Origin of the sequence: Streptomyces sp. SAI-135 (genome assembly GCF_029893805.1) — a bacterium.
Taxonomy (GTDB): Bacteria; Actinomycetota; Actinomycetes; order Streptomycetales; family Streptomycetaceae; genus Streptomyces.
Window position 1 is genome coordinate 169,631 of record NZ_JARXYP010000001.1, and the last position, 18,960, is coordinate 188,590.

General features: G+C 66.9%; 15 protein-coding genes. 11 read left to right on the forward strand and 4 right to left on the reverse strand.

Features of this window, described 5'->3' with window-relative positions:
* Window positions 1-126: 126 nt before the first annotated feature.
* Window positions 127-507, reverse strand: a complete 381-nt coding sequence (locus M2163_RS00905) for a helix-turn-helix domain-containing protein (protein WP_280854995.1) — start codon at window positions 505-507, stop codon at window positions 127-129.
* 103 nt (window positions 508-610) lie between these two features.
* Here M2163_RS00905 and M2163_RS00910 point away from each other — a divergent pair, with 103 nt between their 5' ends.
* From M2163_RS00910 to M2163_RS00925, 4 genes are all read left to right on the forward strand, one after another.
* Window positions 611-1,540 carry an NADP-dependent oxidoreductase gene (locus tag M2163_RS00910; protein ID WP_280854994.1) on the forward strand — a complete coding sequence of 310 codons (930 nt, stop codon included), beginning with the start codon at window positions 611-613 and terminating at the stop codon, window positions 1,538-1,540.
* Window positions 1,541-1,661: 121 nt separating this feature from the next.
* Window positions 1,662-3,338 (forward strand): AMP-binding protein, encoded by a 1,677-nt coding sequence (locus M2163_RS00915; RefSeq protein ID WP_280854993.1) that lies wholly within the window; start codon window positions 1,662-1,664, stop codon window positions 3,336-3,338.
* A gap of 271 nt (window positions 3,339-3,609) precedes the next feature.
* Window positions 3,610-4,371 carry an amidohydrolase family protein gene (locus M2163_RS00920; protein WP_280854992.1) on the forward strand — a complete coding sequence of 254 codons (762 nt, stop codon included), beginning with the start codon at window positions 3,610-3,612 and terminating at the stop codon, window positions 4,369-4,371.
* Window positions 4,371-5,183, forward strand: coding sequence for an SDR family oxidoreductase (locus tag M2163_RS00925; RefSeq protein ID WP_280892875.1), 813 nt, complete (start codon window positions 4,371-4,373; stop codon window positions 5,181-5,183). The genes M2163_RS00920 and M2163_RS00925 overlap by 1 nt, the downstream gene beginning before the upstream one ends.
* Window positions 5,184-5,327: 144 nt before the next feature.
* On the opposite strand, the gene xdhC is transcribed toward M2163_RS00925, so the two are convergent.
* The 3 genes from xdhC to M2163_RS00940 are packed head-to-tail and all read right to left on the reverse strand — an operon-like array spanning window position 5,328 to window position 10,022.
* On the reverse strand, window positions 5,328-6,137 hold the full coding sequence (xdhC, locus tag M2163_RS00930; RefSeq protein WP_280854991.1) for a xanthine dehydrogenase accessory protein XdhC: 810 nt from the start codon (window positions 6,135-6,137) through the stop codon (window positions 5,328-5,330).
* A 1-nt stretch (window position 6,138) separates the two neighbouring features.
* Window positions 6,139-8,556 (reverse strand): xanthine dehydrogenase molybdopterin binding subunit, encoded by a 2,418-nt coding sequence (xdhB, locus tag M2163_RS00935; RefSeq protein WP_280892876.1) that lies wholly within the window; start codon window positions 8,554-8,556, stop codon window positions 6,139-6,141.
* Window positions 8,553-10,022 (reverse strand): FAD binding domain-containing protein, encoded by a 1,470-nt coding sequence (locus tag M2163_RS00940; protein ID WP_280854989.1) that lies wholly within the window; start codon window positions 10,020-10,022, stop codon window positions 8,553-8,555. The genes xdhB and M2163_RS00940 overlap by 4 nt, the downstream gene beginning before the upstream one ends.
* A gap of 707 nt (window positions 10,023-10,729) precedes the next feature.
* On the opposite strand from M2163_RS00940, the gene M2163_RS00945 reads away from it, so the two are divergent.
* The 7 genes from M2163_RS00945 to M2163_RS00975 all read left to right on the forward strand — a co-directional run bounded on the left by M2163_RS00945 (window position 10,730) and on the right by M2163_RS00975 (window position 18,760).
* Window positions 10,730-11,173 (forward strand): hypothetical protein, encoded by a 444-nt coding sequence (locus tag M2163_RS00945; RefSeq protein WP_280854988.1) that lies wholly within the window; start codon window positions 10,730-10,732, stop codon window positions 11,171-11,173.
* 283 nt (window positions 11,174-11,456) lie between these two features.
* Complete coding sequence (locus tag M2163_RS00950) at window positions 11,457-11,936, forward strand: hypothetical protein (protein WP_280854987.1); 480 nt, start codon at window positions 11,457-11,459, stop codon at window positions 11,934-11,936.
* 387 nt (window positions 11,937-12,323) lie between these two features.
* Window positions 12,324-13,592, forward strand: coding sequence for an MFS transporter (locus M2163_RS00955; RefSeq protein WP_280892877.1), 1,269 nt, complete (start codon window positions 12,324-12,326; stop codon window positions 13,590-13,592).
* A gap of 549 nt (window positions 13,593-14,141) precedes the next feature.
* Window positions 14,142-15,146, forward strand: coding sequence for a LacI family DNA-binding transcriptional regulator (locus M2163_RS00960; protein WP_280855153.1), 1,005 nt, complete (start codon window positions 14,142-14,144; stop codon window positions 15,144-15,146).
* A 136-nt stretch (window positions 15,147-15,282) separates the two neighbouring features.
* Window positions 15,283-16,326: a hypothetical protein gene (locus M2163_RS00965; RefSeq protein ID WP_280854985.1), complete on the forward strand. Its 1,044-nt coding sequence runs from the start codon at window positions 15,283-15,285 to the stop codon at window positions 16,324-16,326.
* A gap of 191 nt (window positions 16,327-16,517) precedes the next feature.
* On the forward strand, window positions 16,518-17,771 hold the full coding sequence (locus M2163_RS00970) for an extracellular solute-binding protein (protein ID WP_280854984.1): 1,254 nt from the start codon (window positions 16,518-16,520) through the stop codon (window positions 17,769-17,771).
* Between the two features lie 182 nt (window positions 17,772-17,953).
* On the forward strand, window positions 17,954-18,760 hold the full coding sequence (locus M2163_RS00975; RefSeq protein WP_280855152.1) for a Gfo/Idh/MocA family oxidoreductase: 807 nt from the start codon (window positions 17,954-17,956) through the stop codon (window positions 18,758-18,760).
* Window positions 18,761-18,960 lie beyond the last annotated feature (200 nt).

Sequence of the window (18,960 nt, forward strand, 5' to 3'; positions counted from 1 at the left end):
CAACCGGTCTCCGCGCTGCGTGCGCGTGACACCGACCTGGCGCCGAGCCTGTTCGCCGCGCACCGGCGGCACGCCGTGGAGGTGCTCACCGGGGTGGGAGGGGAGAGCTTCACCGGCGGTGGCGCGTCAGTCGCCGCTGGTGACCGGCTCGGTGTCGGCGTCGAGCGCGTCGAGCACCGCGTCGCCGTTCGCCCTCGCCCACTCGGTGAGCTGGTGGATCGGGTCGAGCAGTGTCGCTCCGAGCGGGGTGAGCTCGTACTCGACGCGGGGCGGCGCCTCGGCGTAGGCGTGGCGGCAGATCAGCCCGTGGGACTCGAGCCGTCGGAGGGTCTGGGTGAGCATCTTGCGGGAGATGCCGCCGATCATCTCGGCCAGATCACCATGGCGCACCGGGCCCTCGCTGAGGCCGTAGAGCACGACCGCCGTCCACTTGTCGGCGATGAGCTCGACCGTCAGACGGGCCGGGCAGTCGGCAAGAAACAATTCACCAGGACCGATACCGCTCATGGCCCCACGGTACGCGCGCCCCTTCACCGCGCTACAGGTACCTGTCGGTTCCTATCGAAAATCTAGCCTGGGTGCTCTCCCCCATCACACAGCCAGGAGAGTCATGCGAGTCATCACCCAGCACACGCTCGGCGGTCCCGAGGTGCTCACCATCGAGGACGCGCCCGAGCCCCGTCCTCTCCCGACCGAGGTGCTCGTCCGCGTCAAGGCGATCGGGCTGAACCCGGTGGAGGCGCGCCTGCGCGCCGGCGAGTTCCCGCTGATCGGCAAGCCGCCGTTCATCCTCGGCTGGGACATCAGCGGCGTGGTCGAGGACGCCCCGCAGACGTGGCGGTTCCGGCCCGGCGACGAGGTGTTCGGGATGCCCTTGTTCCCGCGCGTGGCGAAGGGGTACGCCGAACTCGTCGCGTCACCCGCCCTGCACCTGGTACACAAGCCGGCCTCACTCACGCACGTCGAGGCGTCCGCGCTGCCGATCGTCGGACTGACGGCCTGGCAGGGGCTCGTCGACCTCGCCGGCGTCAGCAAGGGCGATCGCGTCCTGGTCCACGGCGGTGGCGGCGGGGTCGGCCACGTCGCGATCCAGATCGCGAAGGCCCTTGGCGCGTATGTGATCACGACCGCCAGCGGGAGCAAGCGGGAGTTCGTCGAGGGCTTCGGCGCCGATGAAGTGATCGACTACACGGCCGTCGACTTCACCGACGCCGTCGGTGACATCGACGTCGTGCTCGACACGATCGGCGGCGACACCGTCGAGCGGTCCCTTGGAGTGCTCCGCCCTGGCGGCCACCTGGTGACGGCAACCGCCGAGGATGACCCGGAGCTCATCGCCAAGTACAAGGCGGCAGGCATGCGGTTCAGCGGTATCGCGGTCGACCCCGACCCTGTCGCGCTGCGCGGCCTCGTCGGCCTCGTCGAACAGGGAAAGCTCCGGGTCCACGTGCAGGAGACGTTCCCCTTCGAGGGTGTCGCCGACGCGCACCGGCTGCTCGACGCCGGTCACCTCCAGGGCAAGCTCGTCCTCACCCTCTGAACCAAATCATCATAGAACCCAATAAATCAACCGGTTCAAAACCTTCCGATTCAAAACCATTTGAATCTACTCGAACGGTAGAGCCACGTGAGAGCGCACAGCACTCATCGAAGGAATCAGCATGGCCATCACTCAAGAGGACACGCTCCTCACCCCCGAGTTGATCGAGCGGTACACCAGCGCCGGATACTGGTCGGACACGACCCTCGCGGACGTCTTCAGGCGCAATGCGCAGGAGTTCCCGGACAAGGTCGCCTACATCGACGGGCGTTCCGAGGTCACGTGGGGTGCGCTGTGGCAGATCAGCGGCGAGGTGGCGTCCGGCCTGGCACGCCGCGGGGTCGAGCGCGGCGACGTCGTCGCGGTTCAGCTCCCGAACCGCATCGAGTTCGTCCATGTGCTGGCCGCCGTCGTCCGACTGGGTGCGGTGATCTGTCAGTATCCGCCGGACTATCGCGCGCGTGAGATCGAGTTCATCCTCGGCTTCTCCGAGGCGCATACCGTGGTGATGGCGGACCGGTGGCGGGACTTCGACTACACCGCCATGATCGACGGCATCCGGGGCGATCTCCCCCGCCTGGTCAACACCGTCGCCGTCCCCATGGGGGACACCCCGGCCGAGCTCGACGGCGACCGGTGGATCACGCTCGACCAGCTGCGCGCGGACCCGGACCCGCACGACCTCGCGCCGGACCGGCCCAGCGGCGCGAACGACGTCATGCGCATCTCCTTCACCTCCGGCACGACCGGGGAGCCCAAGGCGGTGATACACACCGCGAACACCACGTTGTTCACCATCCAGAAGGAGATCGAAGAGCGGGGCGTGAACGGTGACTTCACTCTTCTCGTGCTCTTGCCCGTCGGTCTGAACGCCGGCTTCTTCGCGCTGCTCGAAGCCGCTCTCGCGGGGTGCCGCATCGTCCTGATGGAGAAATTCCGTCCGGCGGCCCTGCTGGATCTGGTGGAGCGGTACCAGGTGAACAGCTTCATCGCCGCACCGACCGCGCTCATCGCCATTTTGAACGAGGAAAGCCTCGACAGCAGGGATCTCTCGTCCTTGAGGGTGGTTGAAACCGGCGGGTCGTCGACGCCCACGGAGGTGCTCCGGGCGGCGAACGAGCGGCTCGGGTGCCCGGTGGTCGACCTGTACGGCATGCTCGAATCCGGCATTACCGCGTGCACCTCGCCGGACGAGCCGTATCAGGAATGGGTCGGCACGGTGGGCCGGCCGTATCCCTGGATGCAGGTGCGCGTCCTTGACTCGGACGACCAGGACGTGCCCGTCGGCACCGAGGGAGAGATCGTCAAGAGCGGTCCCGCGATCACGGTGGGCTATTACCGCAACCCGGCCAAGAACCAGGAGAGCTGGACCGCGGACGGATGGTTCCGGTCCGGGGACCGCGGCTGCTTCGGCGTCGACGGCAGGCTCACCATCTCGGGCCGGTCCAAGGACATGATCATCCACGGCGGCGCCAACATCTGGCCCCGCGAGCTGGAGGAAGTGCTGACCAAGCACCCGGACGTCGTCGAGGTCGCGGTGATCGGCATCCACAACGACTACTTCGGCGAGAACGTGTGCGCCTGCCTCGTGCCGCGCCCCGGTACCAGTCCCACGATGGATGACGTCATCTCGTTCATGCAGAACTCCGTCGCCAAGTACAAACTGCCCCAGCACGTCGAGCTGTTCGAGTCCTTCCCGCTCGGTCCGACAGGCAAGGTGCTCAAGCGTGAGCTCGCCGAAGAGGCCGAAAGGCGCCGTAAGGCGGCCGCCGCCGCGTCCGACGCCGCGGCGGGATGAGCACCGGGACGCCACCGTCGGCGCGATGGGGACCGACGCCGCCAATTCCGGACGCGTCGATCCACTGTCGTACCGCCGCCGCGGGGCCTGAGCGCAGAAGAACCTCACCGCACTACCCGGCACAGCACGAAAAGAGGTGCTCCACGTGAGCGCATCATCACCCCGACTTCTGGATTTCCATTCCCATTGGGGCACCGAACAAGGGTGGAAGGGCTCCCCCTTCGAGACTCAGGCGGCTCGGGACGCACTGCGCAGCTATTTCAAGTGGGACATGAAATTCGTCAGCGAAGAAGAGCAGGCGGCACAGTTCCGCCGAGCGAACGCCCGGGTGATGCTCGACTTCGCGTACACCTACAAGATGGACGTCGGCGCGGTACGCGAGCAGCATGACTACGCCTTCGAATTCGCCCGCAACCAGCCCGACGTCGTCCTCGGCAACTGGATCGGCATCGACCCGTCGAAGCCGGAGCACGTCAAGGAGTTCGAGCGCTGTCTCAGTGACGGGCCGGGGCTGGTCGGACTCTCGCTGCACCCGTTCTCCCCCGACGCCGGCCTGCCTGACGAGCCGGCGTGGGAGAAGGTGCTGAACCTGTGCGTCGAAGCCAAGCGTCCGGTCCTGATGCTCGTGGGGATGACCGGACTCGGCGCCGGCACACGCGGCGGCATGGGCATCACCCTGGATTCCTACCATCCGCGTTATGTCGACCGCGTCGCGGCCAGGTATCCCGACCTGAACGTGATCGCGGCCCGGGTGGCCTGGCCGTGGCAGTCGGAGATGATCGCCGTCGCCCTGCACAAGGCGAACGTCTTCATGGAACTGCACGGCTGGTCCCCGCGCTACTACCCCGACGAACTCAAGCGTGAGATCGGCAAGCGGCTGCGCAAGAGAGTGTTCTTCGGAGCTGACTACCCGATGCTCAGCCACGGGCACCTCGCGGACGAATGGCGTGAGCTGGGCTTCGCACCGGACGTCCTCGACGACGTCTTCCACCGCAACGCCGAAGCGTTCCTCGCCTCGATCGGAGTCGACTGATGGATCTTCAACTGACCGGGAAGGTCGCCATCGTCGGCGGCGGCAGCGAAGGCCTCGGCTACGCGATCGCCGATCGCCTGTTGCAGGAAGGCGCCTCGGTGACGATCTTCGCGAGGCGCGAGGAGAAGACGGCCGCCGCCGCCAAGCGGCTCGCCGAACAGCACGGCGACGCACGGATCTTCGCCCTGGCCGCCGACTGCTCGGACGCCACCGACCTCGACCGGGTCACGGCCGAGACCGCCGAGCGGTTCGGGCCGGCCGTGCACGTGCTGGTCACCAACGACGGGGGCCCGCCGATCCGCCCCATCGCACAGCTCACCGACGACGTGTGGATGACGGCCCTGCAACGGCACTTCTTCTACGTCGTCAGGTCGGTGCGGGCCACCCTTCCGTACATGACGAGCGACGGCGGAAGCATCCTCAACGTCGTGTCCGGCGTGACCCAGCGTCCGGCGGCGGGCATGGCCGCCCCCGTGGCCGTGTGGTCAGCAGTGATCGGCTACGCACAGACGCTGGCGCTCGAGATCGCGCAGCACGACATCAACGTCAACACACTATTGACCGGTTATTTCGACACCCCACTGATGAACAAGACGTTCGCCCGGCAGCCGGGGCTGTCCAAGGACACCCTGGGGCAGACGGTCCCGCTGGGCCGTATCGGCGAACCGCGTGAATTCGCCGACCTGGTGAGTGCGCTCGTCTCACCCAACATGCGGTTCGTGACCGGCACGGTCGTCCCGGTCGACGGCGGATCCAGCGTCGGAACCGGCTTCGGCTCGCCGACCACGCCGGCAGGCAAGGCCACAGCCTGAGGCAGGGCCCGGGAGGCAAACCTCGACCTGAGACCCGATCAGTACGGCGCAGGCGTCGGGGCGGGGAGTCTGTACTCCCCGCCCCGACGCCTGCTCTGTCATCCGGCGCGCACCTCGAAACGACGCCCTCGATGACGATCCGGCTCAGGCCCTTTCCCGACTGAACGCGCGCAGCAGGTCAGCCGCCACGCTCACGGCAATGGTCGCCGGTTCCTTGCCCGCGATGTCAGCTATGCCGATCGGGGTCTTGATGCGGTCGATCACCGCCTCCTCATGACCGCCCTCTGTGGACAAGCGCTTGCGGAAGCGCGCCCACTTGGCCGCTGACCCGATCAGTCCGATGGATCCGAGATGCGGAGTGCGCAGCGCGGCATCGCACAGCGCCGCATCCTCTGCATGATCATGAGTCATGATCAGCACGTGGGCACCGCGCGGCAGGTCCACGAGCACTTCCTCGGGCAGCAACGGCGTGTGCCGCACATGGACTTGCGCCACCGCGTCCGCCAGCGCGCCGAGCCGCTCGACGGCGAGCATGTCGGAGCGGGTGTCGATCAGGTAGAGGTCGAGATCGTGGCGTGCCAAGATGCGCGCCAGTTCCAGGCCGACATGGCCGAGCCCGAAGATGGCTACTGCCTGCACGACCGGCAATGGTTCCAGGAGGATCGCGACCGTGCCGCCGCAGCACTGCACGCCATGGCGGTTCACCACCTTGTCGTTCAGGGCGAAGTCGATCAGATCAGGTTCCGGTGTGGACGCAGCCATCAGTTCTCGGGCCCGGTCGATGGCGACGGCTTCGACGTTGCCCCCGCCTATGGAGCCCCAGGTCTGGCTCTGCCCCACCACGAGCTTCGCGCCGGCGTCGCGGGGAGCGTGTCCGCGCACAGTCGCCACGGTCACGAGCACGCCGGGTTCCCGGCGTGCTCGCAGCCGGGCGACCGCGGCGACCCACGCCATGTCAGGCACTGCTCAGCTCTTCCGTGTCCGCTCGTGATCCTCGACTGGCTGCCTGCCGACCGGCGGCCGCCCCGTTGTGAGCCGTATCGGCCCGGCGTGCCGTCTCGATCGCCCAGTACACAGCTTCCGGCGTCGCCGGCGAGGACAGTTCGACGCTGACGCCGCTCGGCCCGAACGCGGCGGCGGCCTGCCGCAAGGCCTCGCGCACCGAGAAAGCCAGCATCAGCGGAGGCTCCCCTACCGCCTTGGACCCGTAGACAACCCCCTCTTCGGTGGCGTTCTCCAAGAGGGTCACGTTGAATTCCTCGGGCATCTCCGAGAAGCTCGGCAGCTTGTAGGTGCTCGCGGCCTGCGTCAGCAGCCGCCCCCGGTGCGGACCGTCGCTGACGTCCCAGCGCAGGTCCTCCAGGGTCAGCCAGCCCGCCCCCTGCACGAAGCCGCCCTCGATCTGACCGATGTCGATCATGGGTGACAGGCTGTCGCCGACGTCGTGCACGATATCCACTCGGCGGGTCCGGTAGGCGCCGGTGAAGCCGTCCACCTCGACTTCCGTCGCGGCAGCACCATGGGCGAAGTACTTGAAGGGCGACCCCCGGAAGGACTGCGCGTCCCAGTGCAGCCCCTCGGTTCGATAGAAACCTGCCGCCGACAGCTGCACTCGCTGGAAATAGGCGGTGCGTACCAGGGTGTCCCAGTCCAGCTCCCCGTCGACGCCCAGCGCTCGCGCGATGCCGTCGGTGATGCGCACGTCGGAGGCGGGCGCTCCAAGCTGTGTGGCAGCCACCTGCGACAGCCGCTCGCGCAGCTGATCGCAGGCATGCTTGATGGCCCCACCGTTGAGGTCCGCGCCGGAACTCGCTGCGGTGGCCGAGGTGTTGGGGACCTTGTCGGTGCGGGTCGGGGCCAGTCGGACCCGCTGGAGCGGGATGCCCAGCGTCGTCGCGGCGACCTGCAGCATCTTGGTGTGCAGGCCCTGTCCCATCTCGGTGCCGCCGTGATTGATCAGAACGGAACCGTCCTTGTAGATCAGCACCAGCGCGCCGCCCTGGTTGAAGGCGGTGAGGTTGAACGAGATACCGAACTTGATGCCAGTGAGCGCAAGCGCACGCTTGGTGTTCGGGTGCGTGGCGTTGAAGGCAGCGATCTCGCGCTGCCGGACGGCGACATCGGCCGCGTTCTGCACCTGCTGCCACACGGCGGAGATACGTTCGGCCTGCGGGACGGGCTGTCCGTACGGAGTCGTCTGCCCTTGACCAGGCCGGTAGAAGTTGCGCTCCCTCAGCTCCATGGGATCGAGGCCGAGCTGCGGTGCCGCACGGCCCAGGATGTCCTCGATGACCAGCATTCCCTGCGGGCCACCGAAACCGCGGAAGGCGGTGTTGGAGACGGTGTTCGTTTTGGCGATGCGGCCGGCCACTCGGGCGTTGGGGATCCAGTAGGTGTTGTCGATGTGACACAGGGCGCGGGCAAGGACCGGCTCGGACAGATCCAGGCTCCAGCCGCCGTCCGCGGTCAAGGTGGCGTCCAGAGCCTGGATACGGCCGTCCGCGTCGAAGCCGACCTTCCACGTCGAGTGGAATCCGTGGCGCTTGCCGGACATGGTGAGGTCCTGGGTCCGGTTGAGCCGGAACCGGACCGGGCGGCCGGTCAGCTTGGCGCCGAGCGCGGCGATGGCAGCGAAGCCGTGCGGCTGCATCTCCTTGCCGCCGAAGCCACCACCCATCCGCAGGCACTGCACGGTCACCTCGTGGCTGGCCACGCCGAGCACGTGCGCGACGATCTCCTGGGTCTCCGACGGGTGCTGGGTGCTGCTCTGAATGAACACCTGGCCGCTCTCATCGATCTGAGCCAGCGCCGCGTGCGTCTCAAGGTAGAAGTGCTCCTGCCCGGAAAACTGGAACTCGCCGGTGAGGACATGCACGGCGTCGGTGAAGCCTGACTCGATATCACCGTGCACCATCAAGGGCGTGGCGCCGTGGTAGCTGCCCGCGGCCATCGCATCCTGCAACGTGATCAAGGATGGCAGCTCATCGAGTTCCACCTCGACGGCTGCCGCGCCCAATCGGGCCGCCTCCAACGATTCGCCGAGCACCCAGGCCACGGCATGACCGTAGAACATGACCTCTTCAGGGAAGAGGGGTTCGTCATGCTTCATGCCGGCGTCGTTGACACCGGGCACGTCGGCTGCCGTGAGCACGCGCACCACGCCAGGCACCTTCAGCGCCGGCCCCGTGCGCAGGGCAGTGATCCGGCCGTGTGCCTGCGCCACCTGGACCGGATAGGCGTGCAGCACGTCCTTGGTGCGCTGCACCAGGTCATCGGTGTAGAGCGCGCCGCCGGTGACATGCAAGCTGGCGCTCTCATGCGGCAAAGGAAGGCCTACCACAGGCTTCTCGGGACGGTGGGACAGTTGGCTCACGACCTCACCGCCTCGGTGGTCTGCGCGTACAGCTTGAGCAGGCTCTGGCCGAGCATGGCCGAGCGGTAGCCGGCGCTGGCACGATGGTCGTCCATCGGTGTTCCCTCTGCACTCAGCACGGTAGCCACGCTTCGTACGGTTTCCTCTGTCCAGTCCTGGCCCTCCAGCGCCGCCTCGGTGCGCACCGCTCGGACCGGGGTGGCGGCCACTCCGCCCAGCCCGATCCGTGCCTTGCGAATAATCCCGCCCTCAACGTCGAGCGCGAAAGCGACCGCCACGCTGGAAATGTCGTCGAAGCGCCGCTTGGCGATCTTGTGGAAGGCCACGACGGGCGAGAGCGGCCGCGGGATGCGTACCGCACGGATCAGCTCGCCCTGACGGCGCACCGTCTGCCGATAGCCGGTGAAGTAGTCCGCGAGCGGGACCACTCGCTCGCCGGTCGGATCGGCAAGAACCAGTGACGCCTCCAGCGCCAGCAGCGCCGGCGGGCTGTCGCCGATGGGCGACCCCGTACCGAGATTCCCGCCGAGCGTGGCGCCGTTGCGGATCAGCCGGGAGGCGAACTGCGGGAACAGCTGTGTCAGCAGCGGGACTTCGCCGTCCAGGTGTCGCTCGATCTCCGTGAGGGTGAGCGCCGCGCCGATCTCGACGTAGTCCGCGTCGACATGCAGCTCGCGCAGTTCAGGCAAGCGGTCGACGGCGATCACACAACTCGCTCTGCGGGACTTGATGTTGACCTCGACGCCCCAGTCGGTGCAGCCAGCGACGACAAGAGTGTCGGGCCGGTCTCGCAACACCTGCAAGGTCTCTGCCAGGGTTCGTCTGCGAAGGAAGACACGGTCGTCTTGGGTGTACTCAGTGGCGACGGACACGGGCGCGGGCTGCTCGCGGCGCTGCGCGAGCGGATCTGTAGCGGCCGGCATGCCAACGGCGAACGCGGCATCGCGGATCGGCCGGTATCCGGTGCAGCGGCAGAGATTCCCGCTGAGTGAGTGGAGATCGAAGCCGTTGGGCCCGTGCTCGGCATCGGCGCTCTCTGCTGAGTCGTCCCCTGGGCGCGGGCACCGGTCGGGCCGGTAGTACTCGGCCGCCATGCTGCAGATGAATCCCGGTGTGCAGTAGCCGCACTGGGAGCCGCCTCGGACGGCCATTTCTTCCTGCACCGGGTGCAGGACGGTAGCCGCGCCGCTCTCGTCGACTGCAGCGAGGCCCTCAGCCGTGACAACTTCCTGGCCATCCAGCGCCGCGACTGGGACCAGGCATGCGTTGACAGCCACCCAGTCGGTCGGCTTCACCACTCCGGGGCGGGCCACCAGGACCGAACAGGCGCCACACTCCCCCTCGGCGCAGCCCTCCTTCGTTCCGGTCAGGCCTCGCTCCCGCAGGAAGTCAAGCACCGTCGCGTGGGCTGCGGCAGGTGCGATCGGGGCTACTCGCCCATTGACGGTGATCTGGGTGTTCACCATGCCAAGTCCTCGGGCCGGTGCACATTCATTCGATTCGGTAGGTACACCAAGGGAATGCAGCTCTCTGTATCAGGCCGCCGCATCAACAGGGGCGGTAGCCAGGCGCATGCACTGACAACGTCGGCATGCGGAAAGGAAGGGAATTCAGCAAACGCGGCAGGGAAGCCAGCAGGTGCCGTCAGCGGGCACGTGAATACGGCGTGCTCAGCAGCCGTGTGCGATGTGTCCCGGAGCCCAGGCCGTGCCGTGGGCGAGGCGACGCAGGTCAGAGATGCGATTCATCTGCCGGTCGCCTCCTTACGGTGATCGTGACGAATTTCTACGGAAAGCTAGTCGCGGCAGGGGCGTGCGTCAAGCTTCCGGCGCCTGGCCACCCCTGGGGCGCGACGCTGCCCCGCGAGGCGAACCCGATCCGCCTGCGCCCTTCGACACGGTGAATCCATGCACCGCCCGATCAGGCCGGCCGCCGGTATGGAGCGGGGCCAGGTGCTCCCCGATCCGGCTCGAGCGAGCTGCGCACCCACGCGCGTTGCGCGCCGTGTGGCGGAGGGCGGCGGGTCTAGCGCGCGTACTTGTCCGCGGTGGTCGATCTCGACGACACGCGGTACCTGGGTGCCGGAACGCGTCCTGGCAGAGCCGGGCACCGCGCCGATGCTCCTATTGATCGTCAAGCCTTGTCGGCAGGATGATCACCGTATGGTGGCTGGGTGCGGTATCTGACGGAGTCCTTCGTTCTCGGTGCCTTGCGACGGGGCCGTCCGGTCGAGCAGTTCCTTGGGCCGTGCGGCTCGCCAGAGCGCCCGGGAGTGCGCTATGTCGAGGTTCGTGCGACGAAGACGTCCTACGAGGTCTTCCTCCACGAGGTTGAGGACATCGGCTGTGAGAGTTTCTTCGACCTGGGCGAGTTCCCGCCGTTCGACCCCGATGACGAGGCCCGCGAGTTCGGCCGACTCCTGGGCATGGCTGAGGAGCCACTGGCTGCGCTGGCTGTTGCCGAGCAGCGTGCTGGAGCCGAGCGGGGTCGGTGGGTCAACGAGGGCATCGTCCAGGACGAATACGGTGACTTCGTGCGCGCTGGCCGGCCGTCGGATGTTTCCCCCGACGGCCGACCGTGGCCTGACGTGCCGGACGCTGTATGGCCTCGCGCGTGATCAAGCGACGCTGAGCCAGTCCCGGTAGGTTTGGGCGAGGTCGTCGTCTCGGCGGATGCCGCGTTCGCGGGTGGAGATGGTGGCGGGCCACACCCCGAAGTGTCGGGCTGCGGTGGTGAGAGTGATGTTCTTGGACTGCCGCAGCGGTCGCAGGTCGGCGATGCCGGGGGTGCTGGGACGTCGCCGACAGCCCGGCGAACGAGGCCGCATTCGGCCGCCCCGGCCCCCCCGCGGCCACGACAAAAGCTCTTTTCCCCAAGTGCGGATGGCTTGTCTGATCGAGGTGGGCACACACCTCGTCCTGGACGCGGAGCCGGCCGGCTGCCACACCGGCGAAGTCACCCTGGTGGGCCGCCTGCCCCGCTCCTGCGGGCGCGGCGAACTGGTCCTGGCGGACCGCGAGTTCCTCGGCGTGCCGTTGTGGCGGGCCTTCACCGACAGCGGCGCCGACCTGCTGCGGCGGGTGCCCGCCAACCGCATCCTGCCCGTCGAGCGGCAGCTACGGGACGGGTCCTGGATCTCCCGCATGCACGCCCACACCGATCCCGCACACCGTGATCCGGTCATGGTGCGGGTGGTCGCCTATCAGCTGCACGGCACTGCCCACGAAGGCGAGATGGGCGGACCTCCGCGCCACGCTCCGCCTGGACGGCCACGCCCGCGCGTAGGTCTTCGGGGTCTGGCCGCGTACACCGGTCGTGTCCCGGAGCCCTCGATGATCACGGTGTGGATCCCGGTCAGCCCGTCGGTGGGGACGTCATAGCTGGGCGAGCGCTTCGCGTGGTACGTGGTGGTGTAGACGACCGCACCGTGATCGCCGCTACCCACGTCGCGACCCCCTGGCACCGCTTCGTCGTCAGGTGCGGGGACCAGTTGGCGCAGACGATCGCGATGCGCACGCCGCTCGCCGCCTCACCAGCAGCGAGCTCGGCACCGGGTCCACATTCCTTGATCGGATTTACACGATGTTTACGATCATCCTCGGCAACCTCTTGTGAATCGATACAACCTGCGCTAGCTTTTCGCGCTAAGCCGCCCCGAGCTGCCACCACCCAGCATGCGGGGCGGATGGTGGGATCCGTCAGCGAGGAAGTAATCAATGAACCACACGGGATCAATTGATCAACGTCCGAGTCCAAACCCATGGCGGGTGGCAACGATCTGTGGAATAGCGTCGTATGTCGATGCCTCGACCATCGTCACCACCGGAATTGCCCTCGTACTCTACCAGCAGTCGATCGGTGTCACTCCGAATCAGATCGGCATCCTGTCCGGCGTGCTGACTCTGGGCATCGGGTTGGGCGCACTGCTCGGCGGACGCCTCGGCGATCGATTCGGCCGGCGAAACGTATTCACAGTGACCATGGCGCTGATCGTCATTGGGATTGCTTTCCTGGTTTTCGCCACGAGCTTCTATCTGCTGCTGGCGGGTATCGTGCTTGCCGGATTCGGCACCGGAGCCGATCTTCCGGTGTCGCTGGCGACAATTTCGGAAGCGGCCACCGACAAGAACCGCGGTGCGATGATCGGGCTCTCTGCCGTACTCTGGAGCGTCGGTGTGCTGGTGTCGGTGACGCTCGCCATCTTCGCGGGCGGCTGGGGTCACCTCGGCGGGCAGGTCCTCTTCGGTCAGATCGGGGTCGTCACCTTCATCGTGCTGATCTGCCGCATCGGCATTCCGGAGTCGCAGATGTGGTCGGAGGCGCGGGAAGAAAGACTCGGCGGGGCCCACACCATCCGTGCGGACAAGGCCCGCGCGCGGGACCTGCTCAAGGCTCCCTACTTTGTCCCCTTCGCGGTGCTGCTCGTCTTCTACGCCCTGACCAATGTGGCGTCCAACACCAACGGACAGTTCGGGACCTATCTCGCGGTCAATGTCGCGCACATTTCTGTCCAGATGAACTCGCTCATCGGCTTCCTGACCTTGCCCATCTACATCGTGCTCGGTCTCGTCTTCATGCGCATTGTCGACCGCAAGAACCGCATGCTCTATTTCACGGTCGGCAGCGTGTCGCTCATTCTCGCGTATATGGTACCGGCGGCATTCGGCTTCACCATCACGACAATCATCATCATGAATGTACTGTCGGCGATCGGTGGCGCTTTCGCGTTCGAGGGAATCCTGAAGGTTTGGGCCCAGGAGTCGTTCCCGACCCTGCTGCGCTCGAGCGCGCAGGGGGCGATCTTCGCCATCGGACGAACGGCCGCTGCTGGTCTGGCGTTCTTTACGCCGGCGATCGCCGCAGCCAGCTTTCAGGGCCTCTATTGGGGACTGACGATCATTGTCGCGATCGGTCTCACCGCGGCATGGGTCACGTTTCGGCGGGTTGAGCGTACCCAGTTCACCATCGAGCAGGAACTGGAGCCGGAGATCGAGTCACCGCGCGATGTACCCGGAACCGCTGTGCTTCAAGAATGAGCCGGACCATGAGCACCACCAAAGCTGCAAGCGCCGGGTGCAGAGGGAGTGCGGCCCTCCACGGCATTCGACGGTTACAGTCGCCGGACCTGCGGCTATGTAACCTCGCGGGCCACCTGGCTTCGGCCGCGTGCCGTAGTGCTGGCGAGCGGACGACGGTGCGGGGGCCAGTCCGAAGCGGCGGCCGGACTTCGTGGGACACAGCCAGAGCGGGACACAGCCGGAGCGCACGGCTCGGCAAGTCAGCATGTGTTGTATCGATTTACACACGCCCGTCGAGACCGTACGATGTTCCGCAGGTTTGCGTGGGTCAGCTCAGGCGGCACGAGGAGTGCTGCGTGGGACCGAGAGGGCTCGGTCCGGTGTGCCTCCTCGACCGCGGTGAACATGGCCCTCGGTAAGCCCTGTTATCGAGTCATCACCAGGCGTTCTCCCTTTCCGGGGCCGGCTACCGCCCAGTCCACCACGAAGGGTCTGGGTTAGCATGGAGGCTGAGCGCGGGCTCAGGGAAGCGATCGAGTGGGGGCGGCTGTGAGTCCTGCGAAAGGCGTGGGGAAGTCGCCACGCGTCAAGGATGTTGCCGAGCGTGCCGGGGTCTCCGTGACTACCGTTTCCAACGTCCTGAACACACCTGGACGAGTCGCGTCGGCAACGCGAGATCGCGTCGAAGCCGCCATGGCAGAGCTGGGCTTCGTGCGGAACGAATCCGCACGGCACCTGCGTGCCGGCAGGAGCCGCACCGTGGCTTTCGTTGCGTCCGACGCGGCGAACCCCTTCTTCGCGCAGATCGCCTCCGGCGTGGAAGACGTCGTGGAGCAGGAGGACCTCTCACTGTTCATCTGCAACAGCCGACAGGAACTGGGTCGCCAATCCGCGTACTTGAGCCGGCTGGAACAGCAACGCGTACTCGGAGTTCTCATCACGCCGGTCGCCGAGGACAATCTGATTGACGCCCTGCCCGCACGTGGCACACCCGTCGTGGTGCTCGATGACAGCTCTTCAGGGAACTTGCACTGCTCCGTTTCCGTCGACGACCGCCTAGGGGGCAAGCTCGCCGCGGAGCACCTGGCGAAACTCGGTCACATTCGCGTTGCGTTCGTCGGCCCGCCGGGCTTCCGGCAGGTGAGCGAGCGTCGAGAAGGATTCGAAACAGCCCTGTCGACGCTTGGCGATGTCAACCCGTCGATCACCCATGTGGTGACCGACGGCCTCACCGTGGCCAACGGTCGATCAGCGGCGAAGTACATCGCCGACCTCCCGAAATCGGAGCGCCCCACCGCGGCATTCTGCGCCAACGACCTCCTGGCCATCGGGCTCATCCGAGGTTGCACCGACGTCAATTTGTCGGTGCCCGGCGACCTGGCTGTCGTGGGATACGACGACATCGAGTTCGCGGAAACGGCCAGGGTTCCGCTCACCTCGATCGCGGGGCCCAGCCGTGAGCTCGGCCGCGCCGCCGCGCGTCTGCTTCTGGACGAGTCGGCGAACCCGGAACATCATCATCAGCGCGTCAAGTTCACGCCTCACCTGGTCATTCGCTCGTCCTCCTGCTAGCCGACCGCCGCCGGACACCTCACTGGGGGTTGGTGGCACACCACTGCTCTGATACGTTGTGTATCGATACAACCAGAGCCACCACGGACCGCGCTGTCACAATGTGTATCGATTCAATCGCTCTCAAAGGAGACTCGTGAGCACTTCAACTGCGAAACCACGCAAGGGACTCAGCGAGGAATATCTTCGCGCTCTGCCCAAGGCTGAGGTGCACTGTCATCTCGGAGGCTGCGTTCCCACGGAGATGGCCGCGCGGTTGGCGGCGAGCCACGGGGTGGCGATTCCGGAATCTGCTGTACGACACGGCGGCCGCTACCGATTCGCCAATTTCGACGAGGGTCTCATCGTCCTCAACGCGGTCACAAGCTCCATGCAGACGACGAGGGACTTCGAGGAGGTCACGTACGTCAGCCTGATGACCGCGGCCAGTGGCGGCGTACGCTACCGCGAGTACTACTTCGACCCCCAGAACCACCCCGCGCTTAGCTACCCCGAGATGCTCGAGGGCATCCTGGCGGGAGCCCAGGCGGCGGAAAAAGAGACCGGCGTCGTCACCCGGATCGTCCCGGCGATCAATCGGGAACTTGGCGGCGAGGCTGCCGTCGAGCTGGTTCAGGAGATCATTCGGCACCCGCACGAGTACGTCGTGGGCATTGGCCTCGACTCGGATGAGAAGGCGGGCCGGCCGTCCGAGTTCATCGCAGCATATGCGCTGGCTCGAGATGCCGGGTTGAAGCTGTCCGCCCATGCCGGTGAACACGGAGACCCGAGCGAGATCCGGGAAGCGCTCGACCTGCTGAAGGTCGACCGTCTGGACCATGGCTACGCGGCCCTCGACGAACCGGAGCTGCTGTCACGCCTCGTTGTGTCGCAACTGCCGGTGGCCGCATGCTGGTTCGTGGACTATCCGCCGCCGGAGGTGCCTGGCCGGATTCGTGACCATCGGGCCATGGCGGCGGCGGGGGTCAATCTGTCGATCAATTCGGACGATCCGGCTTTGATCGGTCCCGAGCTCCATGACTGCTATTTCGATTCCGCACTCCACATGGAATGGACGGTCGAGGACGCAGAGAAGTACTCGCTGGCCGGGCTGGAGGCGAGTTTTGCCGACAAGGAGACGATCGACCGCTTGACGGCTGAGTTCAAGGCCGAGCACCAGCGTATCCGTCATCTGGCCTGAGGCGCCCCGGGTACAAGGCGGGCCGTCGAGGCGGGACGGCCGTGCCGAACCGTCAGCGAAGGAACGCACGGCGTGAACGCGGTGCGACCTCATGCGGCCCGCCCAGACCCCGGGCAGATCACGAGCGCTGGCGCGGACGAGTAATTATCAAGGCGCGGCCGCCAAGTCGTGTCGGAGGAAGAAGGAAGCTCATGGTCCATTTCATCGGTCCGGACAACGACGCGTATGTCGCGAGTGTGATCAGGCACCTCGCGGAGTACGAAGAGTTCTCCGGCGAGAAGGTCGAGCTCGAGATCATCCCCGAGACCGACTATGTCACCAACTCCCTGGACGTTCTGCGGGGCCGGCTGCAGGGTGAGTCTGCGCCGGACGTGTATGTGTCAGGGCCGGTCTCGATGTGGAAGCTGGCAGGTGAGGGCTTGGTCGAGCCACTCGACGGGTACCTCGACCGGTGCTCCGCCGACTTCGACCCGAGCGACTTCCTGACCCCCTTGCTCGACTGCAACCGGTGGACCGGCAAGCGCGGCGACGCCCTTGGCACGGGTCCGCTACTGGAAATCCCGGTCAACTGGGAGACCTACAACCTGGCCTATCTGCCTGACGTCCTCGAGCAGGCCGGTCTCGGCGAGGCACCCACGACCTGGGAGGGCTACTTCGACGCAGCGGCGGCCATCGCCGAGAAGGTACCCGGCGTGCGTGGTTTCGCGCAGCGCGGCACCGATACCTGGCACACGATGTATACGGGGTTCGCGACCCAGCTGTGGTCCTACGGCGGGGTGGACTTCGACAGCGCGGGCCGCAGCGCTGTCGCCTCCCCGGAGGCGCTCGCGGCCACGCGGGACTTCATCTCGGCACTCCATGCGTCAGGCCCGACCGCATGGCCTGGTGGGCACTGGCTGGACGTGGCCCGGGACTTCGCCGCCGGCCGGTACGGCATGATCGTCGACTCCGATCACTATGTGGCCTTCTTCGAGGGACCGCACTCGGCGGTGCGCGGCCGGGTCGCCTACACCCGGCCGCCCACCGGTCCGGGCGGGCAGCGAGAATCCAACATGTGGACCTGGTCGCTGGTCATGAACAGCGCCTCGCGGGACAAGGACGCGGCGTGGCGCTTTATCGAGTGGGCCAGCTCACGCTCGTTCCTCACCCGGGCCGTGCACGAGGGAAACATGAACCCGACACGGCAGAGCACCTGGGACGACGAGGGCTACCGGGCTGTGGCGGCCACGTGGAATGGTTTCGCCGAGAACAGCCTCGAGATCCTGCAGACCACCGCCCGCGTGCTGCCGGCCCCCATGCCGGAGTATCTGGACGTGGCCAGCATCTGGTCCCGGGGCCTGGTCGACGCCTTCGCCGAGCCGGCGCGGCTCGAGGAGATCCTGACCGCGACCGCCGCGCGGATCGACGGCCTCGAGTTTGGCGGCGGCCCCGTGGGTGGCCGGTGAGGATCGGCCTGGTCGGAGCGGGCAGCCACGCGAACAGCGCGGTCTGCCCGGCGATCCTGGAGGCAGGCTTCAAGCTGGTCTCCGTCTGCGCCCGCACCGAAGAGCGCGCCCGCTCCACGGCCGCGCGATGGGGGGGCGAAGGGGCACTACGTCGGCCTCGACGCCATGCTTGAGGCGCGGGCATCGACGGCGTCGTAGTGGTGGTGCCTGCCGGGCAGTACCGGTCCGTCGTCACCCGATGCATCAAGGCGGGTCTGCCGGTCTTCTGCGAGAAGCCGGCCGGAGGGTCCTCGGCCGAGCTGCGCGGGCTCGCCGAGCTGGCCTCGGCGGCGCAGGCCCAGGTCGTCGTGGGCTCTATGAAGCGCTTCGCCCCGGCCTATCGCCGGGCCCATGAGCTGATCCACTCGGCCGAGTTCGGGGCGCCGTCGTTGGCGCATTTCACCTTCGTGATGGGGCAGTTCGACGGTTACTTCAAGGGGAACCGCGACGACCTGCGCTTCTACCTCACCGACAATCCCGTCCACTTAATCGACCTGGCGCGGTACCTGGTCGGTGACCTGAGCGAGATGTCGGCCGTGCTCAACGTGGTCCCCGGCTTCGGGGTGGACGTGAGCCTCGTGGCGAGGGCCGGCGGTGGGGCGGCGTGCTCGTTCAGCTTCTGCACCACTGCCTCCTTCGCCCACCGCAGTGAGGCGATCGACGTCTACGGTCGGGGGAACGCGGTGCAGGTCGACAACGTCGACACCTGCACCTACCGCCCGCTCGACGGGCAGGCGCAGACCTGGCGGCCCAACTACACTCTGCCCTGGGGCGACAGCTCGAGCCTGGTGACCATGGGCTTCGTCCTAGCGCTCCGGCACTTCGAGGAGGTCGCCGCCGGGTGCGCGGTGAACGAGTCCGACCTGGACAACGCGGCCCGCACCCTGGAGGTCGCCGAGCAGCTCTACGCACAACTGCTGCCCACCTGGTCGAAGGCGATGGACCGGTAGTCCGCTCCCCACACGGGCGGGCCCGGTGCGGGTACTCAGTACTCCAGCAGCGGTTCGCTATCTGGCCTGGTCAGAGGCGTCGTCGGAAGTGTAGTGGGCTGCCGGCATGTCAAAGACGGTCTGGCCGGACTGCCTCCAACGAATGACATCGCCGTCGGTAGTGACAGTGCCGGGCCACGGCCTGACGCCTTCGCCGCCAT

Bases quoted from the DNA above. Each gene is read 5' to 3' on its own strand.
- M2163_RS00920 (WP_280854992.1), top strand. From the start codon at position 3,610: ATGAAATTCGTCAGCGAAGAAGAGCAGGCGGCACAGTTCCGCCGAGCG.
- M2163_RS00910 (WP_280854994.1), top strand. From the start codon at position 611: ATGCGAGTCATCACCCAGCACACGCTCGGCGGTCCCGAGGTGCTCACC.
- xdhC (WP_280854991.1), bottom strand. From the start codon at position 6,137: ATGGCGTGGGTCGCCGCGGTCGCCCGGCTGCGAGCACGCCGGGAACCC.
- M2163_RS00940 (WP_280854989.1), bottom strand. From the start codon at position 10,022: ATGGTGAACACCCAGATCACCGTCAATGGGCGAGTAGCCCCGATCGCA.
- M2163_RS00915 (WP_280854993.1), top strand. From the start codon at position 1,662: ATGGCCATCACTCAAGAGGACACGCTCCTCACCCCCGAGTTGATCGAG.
- M2163_RS00970 (WP_280854984.1), top strand. From the start codon at position 16,518: ATGGTCCATTTCATCGGTCCGGACAACGACGCGTATGTCGCGAGTGTG.
- M2163_RS00925 (WP_280892875.1), top strand. From the start codon at position 4,371: ATGGATCTTCAACTGACCGGGAAGGTCGCCATCGTCGGCGGCGGCAGC.
- M2163_RS00905 (WP_280854995.1), bottom strand. From the start codon at position 507: ATGAGCGGTATCGGTCCTGGTGAATTGTTTCTTGCCGACTGCCCGGCC.